At 60.5% G+C, this 17,152-nt stretch carries 20 protein-coding genes; 9 read left to right on the top strand and 11 right to left on the bottom strand.

Annotation, left to right across the window (positions count from 1 at the left end; all coding sequences use genetic code 11):
• Positions 1-53: 53 nt before the first annotated feature.
• Genes PSH96_RS00265 through PSH96_RS00255 form a run of 3 tightly spaced genes read right to left on the bottom strand, consistent with a single transcriptional unit; the run spans position 54 to position 3,904 of the window.
• Positions 54-1,352 carry a cytochrome c gene (locus tag PSH96_RS00265; protein WP_305456847.1) on the bottom strand — a complete coding sequence of 433 codons (1,299 nt, stop codon included), beginning with the start codon at positions 1,350-1,352 and terminating at the stop codon, positions 54-56.
• Positions 1,353-1,364: 12 nt separating this feature from the next.
• Positions 1,365-3,149: a GMC family oxidoreductase gene (locus PSH96_RS00260; RefSeq protein ID WP_099488122.1), complete on the bottom strand. Its 1,785-nt coding sequence runs from the start codon at positions 3,147-3,149 to the stop codon at positions 1,365-1,367.
• Between the two features lie 2 nt (positions 3,150-3,151).
• Positions 3,152-3,904, bottom strand: a complete 753-nt coding sequence (locus PSH96_RS00255) for a gluconate 2-dehydrogenase subunit 3 family protein (protein ID WP_305456846.1) — start codon at positions 3,902-3,904, stop codon at positions 3,152-3,154.
• Positions 3,905-4,177: 273 nt separating this feature from the next.
• Between PSH96_RS00255 and PSH96_RS00250 the strand changes: the two genes are divergently transcribed.
• Complete coding sequence (locus PSH96_RS00250) at positions 4,178-4,864, top strand: dual specificity protein phosphatase family protein (RefSeq protein WP_305456845.1); 687 nt, start codon at positions 4,178-4,180, stop codon at positions 4,862-4,864.
• A 7-nt stretch (positions 4,865-4,871) separates the two neighbouring features.
• On the opposite strand, the gene PSH96_RS00245 is transcribed toward PSH96_RS00250, so the two are convergent.
• Both PSH96_RS00245 and prlC read right to left on the bottom strand, forming a co-directional pair.
• On the bottom strand, positions 4,872-5,147 hold the full coding sequence (locus PSH96_RS00245; protein WP_017137912.1) for a YheV family putative zinc ribbon protein: 276 nt from the start codon (positions 5,145-5,147) through the stop codon (positions 4,872-4,874).
• Entirely contained in the window at positions 5,144-7,195 is a 2,052-nt protein-coding gene (gene prlC / locus PSH96_RS00240; protein ID WP_305456844.1) for an oligopeptidase A, read from the bottom strand. The genes PSH96_RS00245 and prlC overlap by 4 nt, the downstream gene beginning before the upstream one ends.
• 101 nt (positions 7,196-7,296) lie before the next feature.
• Here prlC and PSH96_RS00235 point away from each other — a divergent pair, with 101 nt between their 5' ends.
• Both PSH96_RS00235 and PSH96_RS00230 read left to right on the top strand, forming a co-directional pair.
• Positions 7,297-7,839, top strand: coding sequence for a gamma carbonic anhydrase family protein (locus PSH96_RS00235; RefSeq protein WP_056860985.1), 543 nt, complete (start codon positions 7,297-7,299; stop codon positions 7,837-7,839).
• On the top strand, positions 7,836-8,495 hold the full coding sequence (locus PSH96_RS00230; RefSeq protein ID WP_305456843.1) for an HAD family hydrolase: 660 nt from the start codon (positions 7,836-7,838) through the stop codon (positions 8,493-8,495). Before PSH96_RS00235 ends, PSH96_RS00230 begins: the two co-directional genes overlap by 4 nt.
• An 85-nt stretch (positions 8,496-8,580) precedes the next feature.
• On the opposite strand, the gene PSH96_RS00225 is transcribed toward PSH96_RS00230, so the two are convergent.
• The gene (locus PSH96_RS00225; RefSeq protein ID WP_305456842.1) at positions 8,581-9,624 is read right to left on the bottom strand and encodes an aminopeptidase; all 1,044 of its coding nucleotides are present in this window, start codon (positions 9,622-9,624) and stop codon (positions 8,581-8,583) included.
• Between the two features lie 143 nt (positions 9,625-9,767).
• Here PSH96_RS00225 and PSH96_RS00220 point away from each other — a divergent pair, with 143 nt between their 5' ends.
• Positions 9,768-10,190 carry a hypothetical protein gene (locus PSH96_RS00220; protein ID WP_305456841.1) on the top strand — a complete coding sequence of 141 codons (423 nt, stop codon included), beginning with the start codon at positions 9,768-9,770 and terminating at the stop codon, positions 10,188-10,190.
• Here the strand turns inward: PSH96_RS00220 and PSH96_RS00215 are convergent, their stop codons facing one another.
• Both PSH96_RS00215 and PSH96_RS00210 read right to left on the bottom strand, forming a co-directional pair.
• On the bottom strand, positions 10,191-10,430 hold the full coding sequence (locus PSH96_RS00215; RefSeq protein ID WP_056860983.1) for a DUF1161 domain-containing protein: 240 nt from the start codon (positions 10,428-10,430) through the stop codon (positions 10,191-10,193).
• A gap of 234 nt (positions 10,431-10,664) precedes the next feature.
• Positions 10,665-11,093, bottom strand: a complete 429-nt coding sequence (locus PSH96_RS00210) for an OsmC family protein (RefSeq protein WP_056860982.1) — start codon at positions 11,091-11,093, stop codon at positions 10,665-10,667.
• Between the two features lie 217 nt (positions 11,094-11,310).
• Here PSH96_RS00210 and PSH96_RS00205 point away from each other — a divergent pair, with 217 nt between their 5' ends.
• Complete coding sequence (locus PSH96_RS00205; RefSeq protein ID WP_058420546.1) at positions 11,311-12,312, top strand: LLM class flavin-dependent oxidoreductase; 1,002 nt, start codon at positions 11,311-11,313, stop codon at positions 12,310-12,312.
• Positions 12,313-12,461: 149 nt separating this feature from the next.
• Here the strand turns inward: PSH96_RS00205 and PSH96_RS00200 are convergent, their stop codons facing one another.
• Complete coding sequence (locus PSH96_RS00200) at positions 12,462-12,686, bottom strand: DUF1161 domain-containing protein (RefSeq protein WP_017137921.1); 225 nt, start codon at positions 12,684-12,686, stop codon at positions 12,462-12,464.
• Between the two features lie 115 nt (positions 12,687-12,801).
• A complete protein-coding gene (locus PSH96_RS00195) occupies positions 12,802-13,017 on the bottom strand; it encodes a dodecin (RefSeq protein WP_017477941.1) in 216 nt (71 codons plus the stop codon).
• Positions 13,018-13,172: 155 nt separating this feature from the next.
• Between PSH96_RS00195 and PSH96_RS00190 the strand changes: the two genes are divergently transcribed.
• Entirely contained in the window at positions 13,173-13,499 is a 327-nt protein-coding gene (locus tag PSH96_RS00190; RefSeq protein ID WP_003187304.1) for a YqjD family protein, read from the top strand.
• Here the strand turns inward: PSH96_RS00190 and PSH96_RS00185 are convergent.
• On the bottom strand, positions 13,496-14,392 hold the full coding sequence (locus PSH96_RS00185; protein ID WP_305456840.1) for a LysR family transcriptional regulator: 897 nt from the start codon (positions 14,390-14,392) through the stop codon (positions 13,496-13,498). The two genes, PSH96_RS00190 and PSH96_RS00185, sit on opposite strands and share 4 nt — an antisense overlap.
• Positions 14,393-14,501: 109 nt before the next feature.
• On the opposite strand from PSH96_RS00185, the gene trpB reads away from it, so the two are divergent.
• The 3 genes from trpB (at position 14,502) to PSH96_RS00170 (ending at position 17,118) form a co-directional block, all read left to right on the top strand.
• A complete protein-coding gene (gene trpB / locus PSH96_RS00180) occupies positions 14,502-15,728 on the top strand; it encodes a tryptophan synthase subunit beta (RefSeq protein ID WP_305456839.1) in 1,227 nt (408 codons plus the stop codon).
• Positions 15,728-16,537 carry a tryptophan synthase subunit alpha gene (gene trpA / locus PSH96_RS00175; RefSeq protein WP_056860978.1) on the top strand — a complete coding sequence of 270 codons (810 nt, stop codon included), beginning with the start codon at positions 15,728-15,730 and terminating at the stop codon, positions 16,535-16,537. The genes trpB and trpA overlap by 1 nt, the downstream gene beginning before the upstream one ends.
• A 137-nt stretch (positions 16,538-16,674) precedes the next feature.
• Positions 16,675-17,118 carry an anti-virulence regulator CigR family protein gene (locus PSH96_RS00170; protein WP_017137925.1) on the top strand — a complete coding sequence of 148 codons (444 nt, stop codon included), beginning with the start codon at positions 16,675-16,677 and terminating at the stop codon, positions 17,116-17,118.
• Positions 17,119-17,152: the final 34 nt, after the last annotated feature.

The following is a 17,152-nucleotide window of genomic DNA, read 5'->3' as shown; positions in this document are numbered from 1 at the left end:
ACAGTATCGAGGCGCGAGGTTTCTGACCAGTGCCGTTTGGCGGCCAGGCAGGATCAGTGCTTTTGCGTGACCTGCCCCAAGTCGTCACCCGACGTGGTGCGCATATCGCTCTTGCGCAGGTCTGCCACGTCACTGGCTTTGACGGGTGCGCCTTGATTGCCCCAGCTGCCACGGACGAAACTGACCACATCCGCGACTTCCTGGTCCGACAGACGCCATGCGAACGCCGGCATGGTGAAGGTCGACGGCGCCGTGTGGGTAGCCGGCAAGGTGCCGCCGTTCAACACGATGTTGATCAACGAGGTGGCGTCCGCCGTCTGCAACACCGGGTTACCCGCCAGCGCCGGGAACACCCGCGTGTAGCCATGGCCGTCGGTACGGTGGCACGCCGCGCAGTTGTCGATATACACCGACGCGCCCGGCTTGCTGTCGTCACCTTTCCACAGCGCCTCGGCCACCTGCTTGTCGTACTGATGCGGCTGATCCTTCGGGTCCACCGCCGGCAGGCTCTTGAGGTATCGCGCAATCGCGGTGAGGTCGTCCTGGGACATGTACTGCATGCTGTGCACCACCACATCACTCATGCCACCAAACACTGCACTGCGGTCACTGCGGCCGGTCTTGAGGAACTGCACCAGCTGCTCCTCGCTCCAGCTGCCAAGGCCGTCCTTGTGGTCGCCGCGCAGGCTTTTTGCGATCCAGCCTTCCAGCGGCGCACTGCCGGACAGGAACGCGTTGCCGTCAGTAGCGCTGAGGGCTTTTTCCTGCATGGTCAGGGCGCGCGGGGTGTGGCAGGCGCCGCAATGGCCAAGGCCTTCAACCAGATAGGCACCGCGAGCGACCACCGGGTCGGCTGCGGCTTGCACCTGATGCTCCTCGACCGCCGGCGCGAACATCCAGCGCCAGGCTGCCAACGGCCATCGCATGCTCAAGGGCCAGGGAATATCGCTGTCCTTGTTCTCTTGGGCGACGGGCTCCACGCCCTTCATGAAGTACGCATACAACGCCTGCATGTCGCTGTCGCTGACACGTGCGTAGGACGGGTACGGCATCGCCGGGTAAAGCGTACTACCGTTCTTGGCGACGCCATGGCGCACGGCCTTGTCGAAGTCTTCGAAGCTGTAGTCGCCCAGGCCGGTTTTGTCCGGGGTGATGTTGGTGGAATAGATCACCCCGATCGGGGTTTCCATCGGCAGCCCACCGGCGAAGGGTTTGCCACCCTTGGCGGTGTGGCAGGCCACGCAGTCACCGGCGCGTGCCAGGTATTCACCCTGTTTGATCAAATCGGTTTCAGCCGCGCTTACCGAACAGCTGCTGAACAGGACGAAACTCGCGATAACAAGTGCTTTCATGGTCATCGCTCCTTATGCCTGAACCAGTGGGCCGGGGTTTTTCAGGTACTGCTCGCGGATCGCCCGCGCCGACCAGTAGGCCAACGCTGCCACCAGGCCGGTAGGGTTGTAGCCCAGGCCTTGTGGGAAAGCAGATGCGCCTGGGACAAACACGTTGTGTACATCCCAGCTTTGCAGGTAACGGTTCAGCGCACTGGTTTTCGGGTCGGTGCCCATGATCGCGCCACCATTGAGGTGGGTGGTCTGGTAGGACGCAGTGTTGAACTGCTCACCGACTTTTTTGCCCAGCACAGCAATGGCCTTGGGGTTCATCGCCGCGGCGACCTTGCCCATTTTCTCCATCATGAAGCGGTTCATCTTGATGTCGTTTTCCTGCCAGTCGAACGTCATCCGCAGCAGCGGCAGGCCGTAGGAGTCGCGGTAAACCGGGTCCAGATCCAGGTAATTGCTCCGGTAGGATTGATGCGCGCCATGGGAGTCCATCGACACTTGGTGGGTGTAGTAATCGGCGGTGGCGCGCTTCCAGGCGCTGCCCCACGCCGGCGTGCCCGGCGGGTTGGACGTACCGGCAATCGGCCGGCTGCCGGCCTGGTTGACCCACATCGGCGAGCCGCCCACGAAGCCGTGTGGGCCGTGGTCGAAGTTGTCCGCGTTGAAGTCATCGATGGCCACACCATTGCCACCCGCACCGATGAAGTTGTTGGTGTGGGTGTCCTTGTCGAAGAAGGCCTTGATGGTGCCCATGTTCTGGTAAGCAAAGTTGCGGCCCACCACGCCCTCATTGGTAATAGGGTCGTAAGGTTTGCCGATGCCCGAGAGCAACATGAGGCGCACGTTGTTGAACTGGAAGGAGGCGATGATCACCAGGTCCGCCGGCTGCTCGCATTCGCGGCCCTGGGCGTCGATATAGGTCACGCCGGTGGCCTTGCTCTTGGTGCTGTCGAGGTTGACCTTGAGCACGTGGGAATTGGCCCGCAGCTCAAAGTTCGGCACCTGACGCAGCGCCGGCAGGATGTTTACGTTCGGCGAGGCCTTGGAGTACATGTAGCACACGTAGCCACTGCAGAAGCCGCAGAAGTTGCACGGCCCCATCTGCGCGCCGTAGGGGTTGGTGTAGGGCCCCGAAGTATTGGCGGACGGCAGGTTGTAGGGTTTGTAGCCGACGTCGGTAGCCGCTTTCTGAAACAACTGCGCAGACACGGTGTTTTTCTGCGATTCCAACGGAAACGGGTTGGAGCGATCCGGCGCATACGGGTTGCCGCCACGACCTTCACCCACCCGTTGGCCTTTTACGGTCCAGGCCTGGCCGGAGGTGCCGAAGACTTTTTCGGCGTAGTCGAAAAACGGCTCCAGCTCTTCATAGCTCACGCCGAAGTCCTGGATGGTCATGTCTTTGGGGATGAAATTTTTGCCGTAGCGCTCTTCATAGTGGCTGCGCATGCGCAGCTCGATCGGGTCGACACGAAAATGCACGCCCGACCAGTGCAGGCCCGCTCCACCCACGCCATTGCCCGGCAAGAACGCACCCAACTGACGGTTGGGCAAGGCGACGTCATTCACGCTGTGGCGAATGGTCACCGTCTCCTTGGAGATGTCCTGAAAGAGCTTTTTACGCACGCTGTAGGTCAGTTCGTCGATGACCTGGGGATAGTTGCCGTCCGGGTAAGTGTCCTGCATCGGGCCGCGCTCCAGCGCTACCACGTTGAGGCCAGCTTCCGTCAGCTCCTTGGCCATGATCGCGCCGGTCCAGCCGAAACCCACGATCACCGCGTCCACTTTCTTCATGATGGTCGCCACGTTTATGCCCTCTCGCCGCGAATGGAAACAGCCGGGAAGGGGTATTGCTCGTTGCGTTCAACCCAGTCCATGAAATCGGCGCGGGCGCCGGGGAAGCCGATCATGGTCCAGCCGACCATGCCTTTGTTGCCACCGTGGATCGGGTCGCAGAAGAAGCCTTCCTTGGTGTTTTGCAGCAACAGGTTGAAGAACATCTTGGCCGGTACGGCCTCGAAATGCGCGGTCATCTCGCCGCCGCCCGCCTCCATACGACGCAGCATGTCATCCTGGGTAGCGCTGTCTTGCGCAGCAAAAGCTTTACCGTTGAACGCCTTCGACCACGCATCCGTGGCAGCAATGCCCAGGCGATAGATGTCTTTGGGCACCAGTTTGCTCTGCCAACCCATCTCTGGCGCCGCATCGGCGTTGAACGGGCCTTGCATGAACCACAGCGCGCCAGCGGCATACGGCGTGTTCATCTGGCGGTCGATGTATTCCGGCGCGCCGGCTTCGAGGGCGCCTGGGCCTTGGGCATCCGCGGGAATCAGGCGGGCGACGGCGGCGTTGATAAACGCCCACTCTTCAGCCGTGAAGTAGCTCGGCTCGTAGGTTTTGTCGCTGACGGGCGTTTTGGCGGGAGCGGCCTGCACCGGCTCCGGTGTGGCCATCAACATCGAGCCGCCAAGGCCAGTGCTGGCAACCGTGACCACCGGGATCAAGGTCAAGGATTTGCGTAAAAAGTCACGCCGCGGGTTGTCCTGATCTTGATCAGACATAGGTGCACCTCATCATGTGGTCACGGGTTTATCCGCCGCTTCTGGGAGCAGCGTGATGGTTTGCCAGGGCATTGGATCCAAAGGGATAGAACACACTGGCAATCAATAGTTACAAATGATAGCAGCCTAAGCATTAAGAGAAATCGATTCAGCGCGAAAAACAGCGGATCAGATGGCGGATTCACGATTCTTTGACGGCCACCTCACACGTCATTGACCCCTCGCAGGCGAATCTGTAGCCCATCAGCCCTATCCCATTCGGTCTCTACGCGCATGTTCACGATTCGATTGTTGCCCGCCCTTGGCCTGGCGTTCATGGCACTGTTCACCACGCTGCAGGCCCAGGCCGACGAGGCTACGTCTATCCGCTCGCCTGAGTGGGCACAGCCTGTGGGCGACCAATTCAACCTGCACCAGATGACGCCCACGCTGTATCGCAGTGCGTTGCCGGACAGCACTGCGCTGCCTGTGCTGCAAAATCTGAAGATCGGCACAGTGATCAACTTCCTGTCGGAATCTGATGCGCCCTGGCTGAAGACGTCTGATATCAAACAGGTGCAGCTGACGTATCGCACCAACCATGTCGACGATGCTGACGTGCTGGCTGCGCTCAGGGCCATCCAGGAAGCCGAAACCCAGGGCCCGGTGCTGATGCACTGCAAGCACGGCTCCGATCGCACTGGCCTGATGGCGGCGATGTATCGGGTGGTGATTCAGGGGTGGAGCAAGGAGGATGCGCTGAACGAGATGACGCTGGGCGGCTTTGGTTCAAGTAGCGGCTTTAAAGACGGTGTTCGCTACATGATGAAGGCCGATATCGACAAGTTGCGTACCGCGTTGGCCAATGGCGACTGCAGCACCAGTGAGTTTGCGTTGTGCTCGATGAAAAGCTGGATCAACACGGCCAGTGACAGCCGTGTCGACCCCAAGAAAGACACCGAGTTAGTACTCACACCTTAAGCAGGTATCAGTCCTTTTTCAGCTTGGGATTAGGGAAAAACTGCACCGCCTGCACCTTCGGGTCCGCAGGCGCCTTCAACGCTGACGTATTGACCCGCGTGCCCAATTCCTTGGGCACCGAATTGCCTTGCTCATTCAGCGTGTCCGAATAGCCGCAGGCCACACATTCGCGGTGCGGCACATCGTCTTCGGTCCACATTTTCAACTTGTCCAACTCTTCGCACGCCGGGCAGACCGCCCCGGCGATAAATTGCTTTTTAGTCACCACAGGCCCATCACTCATGCTGCTGCGTCCTCACTCAGGCCGCTGTGGCGCAAGAGTGCGTCAATCGACGGCGCACGTCCGCGGAAGTCGACGAACAGCACCATCGGTGCCTGGGAGCCACCGCGCGCCAGGATCGCTTCACGGAATGCCCGGCCGGTTTCGGCATTGAGCACGCCGTCTTCTTCAAACTTGGAGAAAGCGTCGGCAGACAGCACTTCGGCCCACTTGTAGCTGTAGTAACCCGCCGCGTAACCGCCAGCGAAGATGTGCGCAAAGCTGTTGGGGAAGCGATTGTAGGCTGGCGGACGCATCACCGAGACCTCATCGCGCACGCCTTCAAGCACCTGCGCTACCGTGCGGCCATCGCCGTGGGTGGCGTGCAGTTCGAAGTCGAACAGCGAGAATTCCAGCTGGCGCACCATCATCAGGCCGGACTGGAAGTTCTTCGCCGCGAGCATTTTTTCCAGCAGGTCCTGAGGCAGCGGCTCGCCGCTTTCATAGTGGCCAGAGATCAGCGCCAGGCCTTCCGGCTCCCAGCACCAGTTCTCCATGAATTGGCTCGGCAGTTCCACCGCATCCCAGGCCACGCCGTTGATGCCGGACACGCCCGCGTGTTCAACACGGGTCAGCAAGTGGTGCAGGCCGTGGCCGAATTCGTGGAACAGCGTGGTCACTTCATCGTGGGTCAACAGTGCAGGCTTGCCGCTGTCGGCCGGGGTGAAGTTGCACACCAGGTTCGCCACCGGGCTTTGCAGCACGCCGTCAACAGTGCGGCGGCGATCGCGCGCGCCGTCCATCCACGCGCCGCCACGCTTGTTGGCGCGGGCGTACAGGTCGAAGAAGAAGCGGCCGACGTGCTGGCCGTTTTCCTTGATCTCAAACAGGCGAACATCCGGGTGCCAGGTGTCGAAGCCTTTTTGCTCGGCGATTTCGATGCCGTACAGGCGTTGCACGATGGCAAACAGGCCGCTCAACACTTTGTCGATCGGGAAGTAAGCGCGCAGGGCTTCCTGGGACACGCTGTAACGTTGTTCGCGGAGCTTTTCGCCGTAGAAACCGCTGTCCCAGCTTTGCAGGTCGGCGCAGCCTTGTTCGGCAGCGTAAGCCTTGAGCTGTTGCAGGTCCTGGGCGGCAAACGGCTTGCTGCGCTTGGCCAGGTCGCGCAGGAAGCTCAGCACCTGGTCGCTGGACTCGGCCATTTTGGTCGCCAGGCTCAGCTCGGAGAACGACGCGTAGCCCAACAGTTTGGCCAGCTCCTGACGCAGGTCGAGGATCTGTTCCATCACCGGGCCGTTATCGTTCTTACCGGCATTCGGGCCTTGGTCCGACGCGCGGGTGCAGTAGGCCGCGTAGACTTCTTCACGCAGGGCGCGGTCCTGGGCGTAGGTCATTACCGCGTAATAGCTTGGGAATTCCAGGGTGATCAACCAGCCATCGAGGCCTTTGGCCTGGGCGGCGGCGGCCATTTGCGCCTTGGCCGAATCAGTCAGGCCGGCGAGGGTGGCTTCGTCGGTGACGTGCTTGGTCCACGCCTGGGTAGCGTCCAGCAGTTGGTTGGAGAACTTGCTGCCCAGCTCCGACAGTTTGCTCTGCACTTCGGCGTAGCGTTTTTGCTGCTCTGGCGGCAAATCGATACCCGACAGGCGGAAGTCACGCAGCGAATGTTCCAGAATGGTTTTTTGCGCCACATCGAAACCGTCGGCTTGCGGGCTGTTAGCCAAGGCTTCGAAGGCCTGGAACAGTTCGCGGTTCTGGCCCATCTCGGTGGAATAGGCGCTCAATGCCGGCAGGCAAGCCTCGTAGGCTTCGCGCAATTGAGCGCTGTTGCACACGGCGTTGAGGTGGCTGACCGGGCTCCAGGCGGCGCCCAGACGGTCATTCAGTTCGTCCATGGCCAGTACCAAACCGGCCCACGTAGGGTTTTTGCCCTGGCTTTGCAGGATGCCTTCGATGGCAACGCGGTTGTCGGCGAGGATCTGTTCAATGGCCGGCTGCACGTGCTCGGCACGGATCGCCGAGAACGGCGGCAGGTCGTAGGACTGCAAAAGTGGGTTGTTCGCGCTCACGGTGGGTACCTTGGCTGAAGAAACTGATAAGACAAAGATGGGGCCATCTTAATTACAATCAACACCCACCGCAGCTATCAACCTATAAGAGAGAGGCTATCGTGACCCTTCGCACCTATCAGAACCACACGCCAACCCTGGGCGCCGGGGCTTTTGTCGATATTTCGGCGGTGGTGATCGGCGATGTCGAAATCGGCACCGACAGCTCGGTTTGGCCATTGACCGTGATTCGCGGCGACATGCACCGCATCCGCATCGGTGCGCGCACCAGCGTGCAGGACGGCTGTGTGCTGCACATCACCCACGCCGGGCCGTTCAACCCGGACGGCTTCCCGCTGCTGATCGGCGATGACGTCACCATCGCCCACAAAGTCATGCTGCACGGCTGCACGGTCGGCAATCGCATCTTGATCGGCATGGGCAGCATCGTGATGGACGGCGCGGTGGTGGAAGACGATGTGATCATCGGCGCCGGCAGCCTGGTGCCGCCCGGCAAGAAACTGGAGAGCGGCTTTTTGTACGTGGGCAGCCCGGTTAAACAAATCCGCCCACTGACTGACAAAGAGCGTGCCTTCTTCACCTACAGCGCCGCGAACTACGTGAAGCTCAAAGATTTGCACCTGGCTGAAGGATTCGACCGATGACCCAGCAATACCAAACCGTGTTGTTTGACCTGGACGGCACCCTGACCGACCCGCGCGAGGGCATCACCCGCTCGATCCAGTACGCCCTTGGCAAACTCGGCATCGACGAGCCGGACCTGACCAAGCTGGAACACTTTATCGGCCCGCCGTTGCTGCAAGCCTTCATGCAGTTCTATGGCTTCGATGAGGCCAAAGCCTGGGAAGCGGTGAATTTTTATCGCGAGCGCTTCAAGGTCACCGGCCTGTATGAAAACCGCGTATTCGACGGCGTGATGCCGTTGCTTGAAGAACTGAATGGCCAAGGCCGCCAGCTGTATGTGGCCACGTCCAAGCCGTGGGTGTTTGCCCGTGAGATCGCCCGGCATTTTGATTTTGCCAAGCACTTCAAGGTGATCTACGGCAGCGAACTGGATGGCACGCGCACCAACAAGGTTGAGCTGATTGCGCACCTGATGAGCGAAGAGGGTTTGAACCCGGCGACCACTTTGATGATTGGTGATCGCAAACATGACTTGATCGGCGCGCGCAGCAATGGGCTGGATTCGGCGGCGGTGGGGTATGGGTTTGGTAGTTATGAGGAGTTGAATGCCGAGGCGCCGACTTGGCATTTTGAGACGCTTGAGCAGATGCATCAGGCGTTTTTGCAGCGGCCCTGAGGCCGCTATCGCAGGCAAGCCAGCTCCCACATTTGACCGTGTTGACAATTCAAACTGTGGGAGCTGGCTTGCCTGCGATAAGGCCCTACCGGCCACCACCTTCCAACTGCCGCAACGCCGCCTTACGGTGCTCCACCGGCAACCCACCCAGCTTCTCCACCGCCGCAAAGAACTTCACCCAATCCCCGCCTTGCTGCGCAAACAACGCCGCAAACGCCGGCACCCACTGGTCATACAGCCCGAACGGCAATAACCGCGCATTGTTCATCGGCTGGTTGATCCACACGTCATAACGCTTGTCACCGCCCCATTGGCTGTCGCGCATGTGCCGGTACTCACTGCGCAAACGCTCGAACTCTGCCGCTTTCGCCTGGCGCATCACGTCCACCGCCAAGGGCTGTGCGTACAACGCCGCCAGGCGTTTGCGGGTATCGAGCACCAGCCGGATAAATTGGTCGCGCTGCTGCAACGCCGCATTGCTCAGCGGCGCCAGGCCCCGCGCCGCACGCCATTGGCGCGTGCCTTCCTGCTCGACGAAGTTAGCGTAGGACTCGTTGAACTCGGTGTCGTCCTTTACATAAAAACGCTGGTGCGCCAGCTCGTGGAAGATCAGCGTGGCCAGGCGCTCGTCACCCCAACTCATCATCGAACTCATGATCGGGTCGTTGAACCAGCCCAGGGTGGAATAGGCTTCGACGCCGCCAATCGACACGTCCATGCCTTGTTGCTGCAATAGCGCCGCTTCGCCGCGTGCTGCGCCCTGATTGTAATAACCTCGATAGGCCACACACCCGGCGATGGGGAAGCAGTGGGTTTCAGGCGACAGGGAAAACTCCTGCGTGGCGAACACGTTCCAGACCACATAAGGCCGGCCGATGTCGGCGTACAGTCGGTAACTCTGGTTGTCAGGCAGGTGCAGGTGCTCACTGGCAAAGGTGCGGGCCTTTTGCGATTGCACCAGGTGATCGCGCAACGCCTGTGGGCGAGCAGGGTCGGCGATGACCTCGGCAACCGGCTCACGAGCCCGCAGCAACTGCCACTGGCCGCTGGCCAACTGGCTGTAGTAACTCACGCTGGAGCAGCCGCTGAGCAGCAGCACCATCAACCCTGGAAGAAAACGCCTGACCATGCACCGACCGCCCCTGGGTTATTTGCCCGCCAGACTATCCTGCCTGAGCGGAATTTTTCCATGCCGTGGCGTGTTTATACTGATACAGAGTCTGTTGCCACAGGCTGCCAGTTCCAATTCTTACCCACCGTTGAGTGCCCGCCATGCGCCAGCTCTTGCTACCCGTCACCGCCTTGTTGCTCAGCGCCTGCGCTTCGACCCCCATCCCGCCGGTCGACCCGCACCAGGCCTGGATCGATTTCGCCACGCCGACACCCGGCGCCAAACTGGTGATGGCTCAGCGCCTGGACGGCAAGAATCTCAACGACGGGCGTTTCTTTCAGGTGCCACCGGGCAGCCATGAGCTGATGGTGCGCTTTGATTTCGAAGTGAACACCGGGACGGGCTTTGGCGGCCTGGACCAGACCCATGACCGAACCTGCTTCATGACCCTGCAATACGACAACTTCCAGGCAGGCCAGCGCTATGTGCTGGAAGGGCGCTCGCTGGCTTTTACACCCAACATCCGGCTGTACAACGCGGCGCGTCAGCTGTTGGCTGAAGAGCGCAGTGTTAACTGCATCTGATCAGTCGCTGTTCTTCTGATAGATGATGCGCTTGGTGCCGTTTTCGCAGGAGCCTACGATCATGGCGCTGTCATGATTCTTGGCTTCTTCGGCGGTGATGATTTCCAGGGTGTAAGACGGAATCGCCTTGGCCTGGATGTTTACCTCAATTTCTTTCCTGAGCTCTTCACAATCTTTTGGCGCGGCCACAGCCGAAGTGGCCAATACACCGCAAATGATCGCCAAGGCAAAACGTTTCATGTGTGAAGCTCCGTGAATGCACTGCGCACGGGTGTGCGCCTAGGCTATTCGACCACATTTTGGAAACACGAGTTCTGATTTAACGCACAACAAACTGTGGGAGCGGGCTGGTGTGGGAGCTGGCTTGCCTGCGATGGCAACGCCTCGATACAACTGGCTAAACGAGGTGAACCTATCGCGGGCAAGCCCGGCTCTCACACATGCCCGCTCCCACAGGGGATCTTACTGCGTCAGTTAGACCAGCGTGGCATCCAGGCTGATTTTTGCGTTCAGCACTTTCGACACCGGGCAGCCTTCCTTCGCCTTTTTGCTCAGTTCCTCGAACTGCGCTTGGCTTGCGCCGGGGATCTTGGCTTTCAGAATCAGATGCACGGCGGTAATCGCAAAGCCGCCCTCCACCTGGTCCAGGGTCACTTCAGCCTGGGTGTCGATGCTGTCAGCCTTAAGGCCGGCATCGCCCAGAATCATGGAAAACGCCATGGAGAAACAGCCCGCGTGAGCCGCGCCGATCAATTCTTCAGGGTTGGTGCCCTTGCCGCCTTCGAAACGGGCCTTGAAGCCGTAGGGTGCTTCGCGCAGCACGCCGGTTTCCGTGGAGATGGAACCCAGGCCAGTTTTCAGATCACCTTCCCAATGCGCGGATGCTTTTTTAACGATACTCATAGCTCTCTCCTCGAACGGTGGTTTTGCGTCAGTAAGGGTTCTGAGGATAGACGGCCCGGCAAAGTTCATCTTGTCGGAGAAACCTAGCGATTCAGTAGGAAATTTCGCAGGCTGCTATTGAATCTCGGGTATATGCCCTCATTGCATAGAGCATGCACATGAAGCGGCAGGTTTTGGTTCGTCTATAAGCCTGCGCACCTAATGGAGAAGCAGGCTTATGAAATCGCTGTCCGACGTGAAGTTCTCGACCCTAGACCTCGTGCCCGTGCGCGCCAACGGCAGCATTGCGCAGTCGCTGCGCAACTCGCTGGACCTGGCCCAGCACGTGGAAAAGTTCGGCTACAACCGTTTCTGGGTGGCTGAACACCACAATATGGACGGCATCGCCAGCTCGGCCACTTCGGTGTTGCTGGGTTATTTGGCCGGTGGCACCTCGACGATTCGCGTCGGCTCCGGCGGCGTGATGCTGCCCAACCACGCGCCGTTGGTGATTGCCGAACAGTTCGGCACCCTGGAAAGCCTGTACCCCGGCCGCATCGACCTGGGCCTGGGCCGCGCGCCTGGTTCCGACCAGATGACCGCCCGCGCCCTGCGCCGTGAACGCTCCGGCAGTGCTGACGAGTTTCCGGAAGATGTGGCCGAACTGATGGCCTACCTGGGCCCGCGCACGCCCGACCAACGGATCATCGCCGTACCCGGTACCGGCACCAACGTGCCGGTGTGGCTGCTTGGTTCGAGCCTGTTCAGCGCGCAATTGGCCGGTGAACGCGGTTTGCCCTACGCCTTCGCCTCCCATTTCGCACCCCGTTTGATGCACGAGGCGATTCGCGTGTACCGCAATCACTTCAAGCCTTCAGCCGTGCTGGACAAGCCCTACGTGATGCTCGGCATTCCGCTGGTGGCCGCCGACACCGATGAGCAGGCCGACTACCTGGCCACTTCGGTGTACCAACGTATTCTGGCGCTGATGCGCGGGCAAAGCCTGGTGCAGCGCCCACCGGTGAAAACCATGGACGGCCTGTGGCTGCCCCATGAAAAAGACGCGGTGGGCAGCTTCTTGGGCCTGGCCATGGTCGGTAGCCCGGCGAAGATTCGCGCTAAGTTGGACGTGTTGATCGAGCAGACCGGCGCCGATGAGCTGATCTTTACCAGCGACCTGTATGAGCATGCCGACCGGATTCATTCCTACGAGCTGCTGGCGCAGGTGATGAAGGGTTGATAACCCGCAGGCGAAAAAAACGACGCACCTGTGGCGAGGGAGCTTGCTCCCGCTGGGCTGCGTAGCGGCCCCAAAAGAAAGGGAGCGCTGCGCACTCAGCGGGAGCAAGCTCCCTCGCCACAAGTGCGTCGTTTCATGCCTGCACGGGATTAACCGCGCTTGTAGACGATTTCCTTGGTGCCGCCTTCGCAGCTGCCAATCACTTTGCCATCGGCCGCCGCGCCTTTGTCGACAACATCCAGCGAATAATGCTGAACACCTTTAGCGTCGAGCTTCGCCGCGAGTTCACCTTTCAGCTCTTCACAAGGCTTGCCCGCCGCCAGGGCAGTGCCCGCAATGCTCAACAAACCTACCGCTAACAGGAACTTCTTCATCCGTTACTTTCCTTGCGCTGATCTAAAAGAGCGTGCCGACGCTTATGGCGTCGGCACCCAATGGTTGTAGCGCAGGTTATGGCAATCGGCCAGTCAGCAAGTTCAACTCACAGGATCAACTACTGGCAATTCGGAATCCCACCTTGAGCGTGACCTGGAAGTGCGCGGCCTTGCCGTCCTTGATGTGACCACGGGTTTCGGTCACTTCAAACCACTCCAGGTGCTTGATGCTCTTGTGCGCTTCGGCGAGGGCATTGTTGATGGCATCTTCGATGCTGGTGGTCGAGGAACCGACCAGTTCGACTTTCTTGTAGGTGTGATGATCAGACATAACGTTTCTCCTGAGGTCTCTAGTCAGCGTAGCAGTGAATGTTCGTACTGCTTCTGGCGACCATTCCCACTCGAAAGTTCAGAATTACTGCACTTTCTGAAAACCCAGGAGTCGGTATCTACACATGCCACTCAATCACTTCAGGAGAGTTCCACATGGCCAACACTTCTTTACGCAAAGCGTCGCTGGAAAGCATGGAAGCCGAGATTTCGAGCCTGCTCAAGTCCCTTGAGAGCCTCAAGGACGATGCGTCCGATGAGTCGCGCAAAACGCTGAAGGCCCTGAAAAGCAATGCCGAGAATGCCCTCAAGCATTCCCGTCACCTGATCAGCGATGCCTACGAAGAAAGCAAAGTCAAAATCCGCGAAACCAGTGCGGCAACCCGTGACTACGCACAAGAGCACCCATGGACTACCGCCGGCGTTGCCGTTGGCGCGCTGGGCCTGCTGGCGGCTTACCTGCTGTGCAAACGCGGTGACTAAACCGGTTGGCGCAACAGCTCAGCCTTGAGCCACTGCGCCAACTGACCCGCGCGCCCATCTGCGGCGCGCTTGGGTAGCCACAACGCCAGGTGCGCCGGGGTTTCACTGAAACCCCACGGCGCCACCAGGCGACCCGCTCGCAGGTCCTCTGCCACCAGCGGTTGCGGCGCAATCGCCACACCCAAACCTGCCACCGCCGCCTCCAGCAAATAATACAAATGCTCAAACCCCTGGCCGTGCTTCAACGCGCCGGGCTCAATGCCGTGTTGCTGCGCCCAACTGGGCCAGGCCTGCGGGCGCGAGGTGGTGTGCAACAAGGCTTCACCGCAGAGGGTTTGGGGCGGCGCCTGGCGCAGGCGTTCGTAACCGGCAAAACGCGGGCTCATTACCGGGCCAATGCGCTCGCTGGCCAGCTCATACACCTGCATGTCCGCTGGCCACGGCGGCTCAGCAAAAACCAGCAGGGCATCCAGGCCAGGGCGCCGTGGGTCGAGGTCGCCATCACCCGCCGATAGATGCAAGCGCAGGTCGGGCAGGTCTGCATTCAAGCGGCCCAGGCGCGGGATCAGCCAGCGTGCCAGCAAACTGCCCGAGCAGCCGAGCACGAAGGGCGCATCGGCGCTGGCCTGGGTCAGCTCGGCGCAAACATCCCTTAAACGCTCGAACGCTTCGGCGCTGGCGTCCCTGAGCCGGATGCCTGCATCTGTGAGTTTAAGGCCGCGTCCATCCTTGGCGAACAGGCTGACGCCCAAGTGCTCTTCCAACACCTTCAACTGGCGGCTGACCGCACCATGGGTCACATGCAATTGCTCAGCCGCCTGGCTGACGCTGTTCAGGCGGGCGGTTGCCTCAAACGCACGCAGGGCATTGAGGGGCGGTAGGTCTCGGCTCATCTGTGAGTTTTCCTGACAGGTTATGGCGATCTTATCGGTTTTCAGCGTCAAGCGTCAGGGGTAGAGTGGCCGTCATCGCCTCTCCTCACCCTCTTTCCTGGAGCGCCCCATGACTCAGTCCCAGACCGACCTTCGCAACGGCCCCGACGCCAACGGCCTGTTTGGCGCGTTCGGCGGCCGCTACGTCGCTGAAACCCTGATGCCGTTGATCCTCGACCTGGCCCGCGAATACGAAGCGGCCAAGATCGATCCTGCGTTCAACGAAGAACTGGCCTACTTCCAACGCGACTATGTCGGGCGCCCAAGCCCGCTGTACTTCGCCGAGCGCCTGACCGAGTTCTGTGGCGGCGCCAAGATCTACCTCAAGCGCGAAGAGCTCAACCACACCGGCGCGCACAAGATCAACAACTGCATCGGCCAGATCCTGCTGGCGCGGCGCATGGGCAAAAAACGCATCATCGCCGAGACCGGCGCGGGCATGCACGGCGTGGCCACTGCCACCGTGGCGGCGCGTTTCGGCCTGCAATGCGTGATCTACATGGGCACCACCGACATCGAGCGCCAGCAGGCCAACGTGTTCCGCATGAAGCTGTTGGGCGCCGAAGTGATCCCGGTCGTGGCCGGCACCGGCACCCTCAAAGACGCGATGAACGAAGCCCTGCGTGACTGGGTGACCAATGTCGACAGCACTTTCTACCTGATCGGCACCGTGGCCGGCCCACACCCGTATCCTGCGATGGTGCGCGACTTCCAGGCCGTGATCGGCAAGGAAACCCGCGACCAACTGCAAGCCCAGGAAGGCCGCCTGCCGGACAGCCTGGTGGCGTGCATCGGCGGTGGTTCCAATGCCATGGGCCTGTTCCACCCGTTCCTGGATGACACCAGCGTCGAAATCATCGGCGTTGAAGCCGCAGGCTTTGGCATCGAAACCGGCAAGCACGCCGCCAGCCTCAACGGCGGTGTACCGGGCGTGCTGCACGGCAACCGCACCTTCCTGTTGCAGGACGACGACGGCCAGATCATCGACGCCCACTCGATTTCCGCCGGCCTCGACTACCCAGGCATCGGCCCTGAACACGCCTGGTTGCATGATATCGGCCGCGTCCAATACACCTCGGTGACCGACGACGAAGCCCTCGAAGCCTTCCACAAATGCTGCCGCCTGGAAGGAATTATTCCTGCACTGGAAAGCGCCCATGCCCTGGCTGAAGTGTTCAAACGCGCACCGACCTTGCCGAAAGATCACCTGATGGTGGTCAACCTGTCGGGCCGTGGCGACAAAGACATGCAGACCGTGATGCACCATATGGAACAGTCAAAGCAGGAGAAACACTGATGAGCCGCCTGCAAACCCGTTTTGCGCAACTGAAAGAACAAAACCGCGCCGCCCTGGTGACTTTCGTTACCGCCGGCGACCCGGGTTATGACACCTCGCTGGCGATCCTCAAGGGCTTGCCCGCCGCCGGTGCCGACGTGATCGAGCTGGGCATGCCCTTCACCGACCCGATGGCCGACGGCCCGGCGATTCAACTGGCCAACATCCGGGCGTTGGAAGCCAAACAGAATCTGCTGAAAACCCTGCAGATGGTCCGTGAGTTCCGCAAAGACAACCAGGACACCCCGCTGGTGTTGATGGGTTACTTCAACCCGATCCACAAATACGGTGTGCCTAAGTTCATCGCCGACGCCAAAGAAGCCGGCGTAGACGGCTTGATCGTGGTCGACATGCCGCCTGAGCATAACGGCGAGCTGTGCGACCCGGCCCAGGCCGCAGGCATCGACTTTATCCGCCTGACCACGCCGACCACCGACGACGTGCGCCTGCCAACCGTGCTCAACGGCAGTTCCGGCTTTGTGTATTACGTGTCGGTGGCCGGTGTGACCGGTGCCGGTGCCGCCACCCTGGAACACGTCGAGGAAGCGGTAACACGCCTGCGTCGGCATACCGACCTGCCGATCAGCATCGGCTTTGGTATTCGTACGCCGGAACAAGCCGCCGCTATCGCGCGCCTGGCAGACGGTGTGGTGGTCGGCTCGGCGCTGATCGATCACATCGCCACTGCGAAAAATGATCAACAAGCGATCGATGGCGTATTGAGCCTCTGCGCGGCGTTGTCGGAAGGTGTCCGTAACGCCCGTAAGTAAGCGGCGTGTAGCAATGGGTAAAGTTCCTGATACAGAGGAATCATCTGGGCAATCCAGTACCTAAACTGACAAGACCAAGGGATTTCGAGCCTCGTTCGAAATCCCTTTTTTGTTCGTGCAGTACTGAGGAAAGCCCCATGAAAATGCCTAAACGCTTGATCGCAGGTCTTGGCGTGTTGATGCTCGGCGCAAGTGCCCTGGCGCAAGCCGCGCCGCCCGATCAACGCGGTGATGGCCCAGGCCGTGGCGGCCCGCAAGGCCAGTACGAGCAACGCGGCGACGACCATCGCGGCCCACAGGATAACCGTCGTGGCCCGCCGCAGGACTTCGGCCCGGTGCGCCAGGTGATCCGTGACAACCACAACGACTTCCGCCGAGGCGCGCCACCACCACCTGGCGTGCGCCTGGTGCGGGGCCAACCGCTGCCACGCAACTACTACGGCGAACGCCTCGACAACCGCGCCCTGGCCCATCTGCCGCAATACCCTGGGTATGAATGGCGCCGGTCCGGCGGCGATATCGTATTGATCGCCATTGGCACCAGCATCGTCTATCAAATCCTGGATGGCGCCCTCTACTAGCCCCGAGATGCTTTTGTGGCGAGGGAGCTTGCTC

This window comes from Pseudomonas sp. FP2338, assembly GCF_030687515.1.
GTDB lineage: Bacteria > Pseudomonadota > Gammaproteobacteria > Pseudomonadales > Pseudomonadaceae > Aquipseudomonas > Aquipseudomonas salomonii.
Note: the sequence above shows the minus strand (reverse complement) of the source record. Positions and strands in the feature narration are given on the sequence as shown.

Excerpts from the sequence above, each read along its gene's own strand:
- PSH96_RS00265 (WP_305456847.1), bottom strand. The coding sequence starts at position 1,352 with ATGAAAGCACTTGTTATCGCGAGTTTCGTCCTGTTCAGCAGCTGTTCG.
- PSH96_RS00170 (WP_017137925.1), top strand. The coding sequence starts at position 16,675 with ATGAAAATGCCTAAACGCTTGATCGCAGGTCTTGGCGTGTTGATGCTC.
- PSH96_RS00250 (WP_305456845.1), top strand. The coding sequence starts at position 4,178 with ATGTTCACGATTCGATTGTTGCCCGCCCTTGGCCTGGCGTTCATGGCA.
- PSH96_RS00245 (WP_017137912.1), bottom strand. The coding sequence starts at position 5,147 with ATGAGTGATGGGCCTGTGGTGACTAAAAAGCAATTTATCGCCGGGGCG.
- PSH96_RS00195 (WP_017477941.1), bottom strand. The coding sequence starts at position 13,017 with ATGTCTGATCATCACACCTACAAGAAAGTCGAACTGGTCGGTTCCTCG.
- PSH96_RS00225 (WP_305456842.1), bottom strand. The coding sequence starts at position 9,624 with ATGGTCAGGCGTTTTCTTCCAGGGTTGATGGTGCTGCTGCTCAGCGGC.
- PSH96_RS00255 (WP_305456846.1), bottom strand. The coding sequence starts at position 3,904 with ATGTCTGATCAAGATCAGGACAACCCGCGGCGTGACTTTTTACGCAAA.
- PSH96_RS00220 (WP_305456841.1), top strand. The coding sequence starts at position 9,768 with ATGCGCCAGCTCTTGCTACCCGTCACCGCCTTGTTGCTCAGCGCCTGC.
- trpB (WP_305456839.1), top strand. The coding sequence starts at position 14,502 with ATGACTCAGTCCCAGACCGACCTTCGCAACGGCCCCGACGCCAACGGC.
- PSH96_RS00210 (WP_056860982.1), bottom strand. The coding sequence starts at position 11,093 with ATGAGTATCGTTAAAAAAGCATCCGCGCATTGGGAAGGTGATCTGAAA.
- PSH96_RS00215 (WP_056860983.1), bottom strand. The coding sequence starts at position 10,430 with ATGAAACGTTTTGCCTTGGCGATCATTTGCGGTGTATTGGCCACTTCG.
- PSH96_RS00205 (WP_058420546.1), top strand. The coding sequence starts at position 11,311 with ATGAAATCGCTGTCCGACGTGAAGTTCTCGACCCTAGACCTCGTGCCC.
- trpA (WP_056860978.1), top strand. The coding sequence starts at position 15,728 with ATGAGCCGCCTGCAAACCCGTTTTGCGCAACTGAAAGAACAAAACCGC.
- PSH96_RS00185 (WP_305456840.1), bottom strand. The coding sequence starts at position 14,392 with ATGAGCCGAGACCTACCGCCCCTCAATGCCCTGCGTGCGTTTGAGGCA.
- PSH96_RS00190 (WP_003187304.1), top strand. The coding sequence starts at position 13,173 with ATGGCCAACACTTCTTTACGCAAAGCGTCGCTGGAAAGCATGGAAGCC.
- PSH96_RS00200 (WP_017137921.1), bottom strand. The coding sequence starts at position 12,686 with ATGAAGAAGTTCCTGTTAGCGGTAGGTTTGTTGAGCATTGCGGGCACT.
- PSH96_RS00230 (WP_305456843.1), top strand. The coding sequence starts at position 7,836 with ATGACCCAGCAATACCAAACCGTGTTGTTTGACCTGGACGGCACCCTG.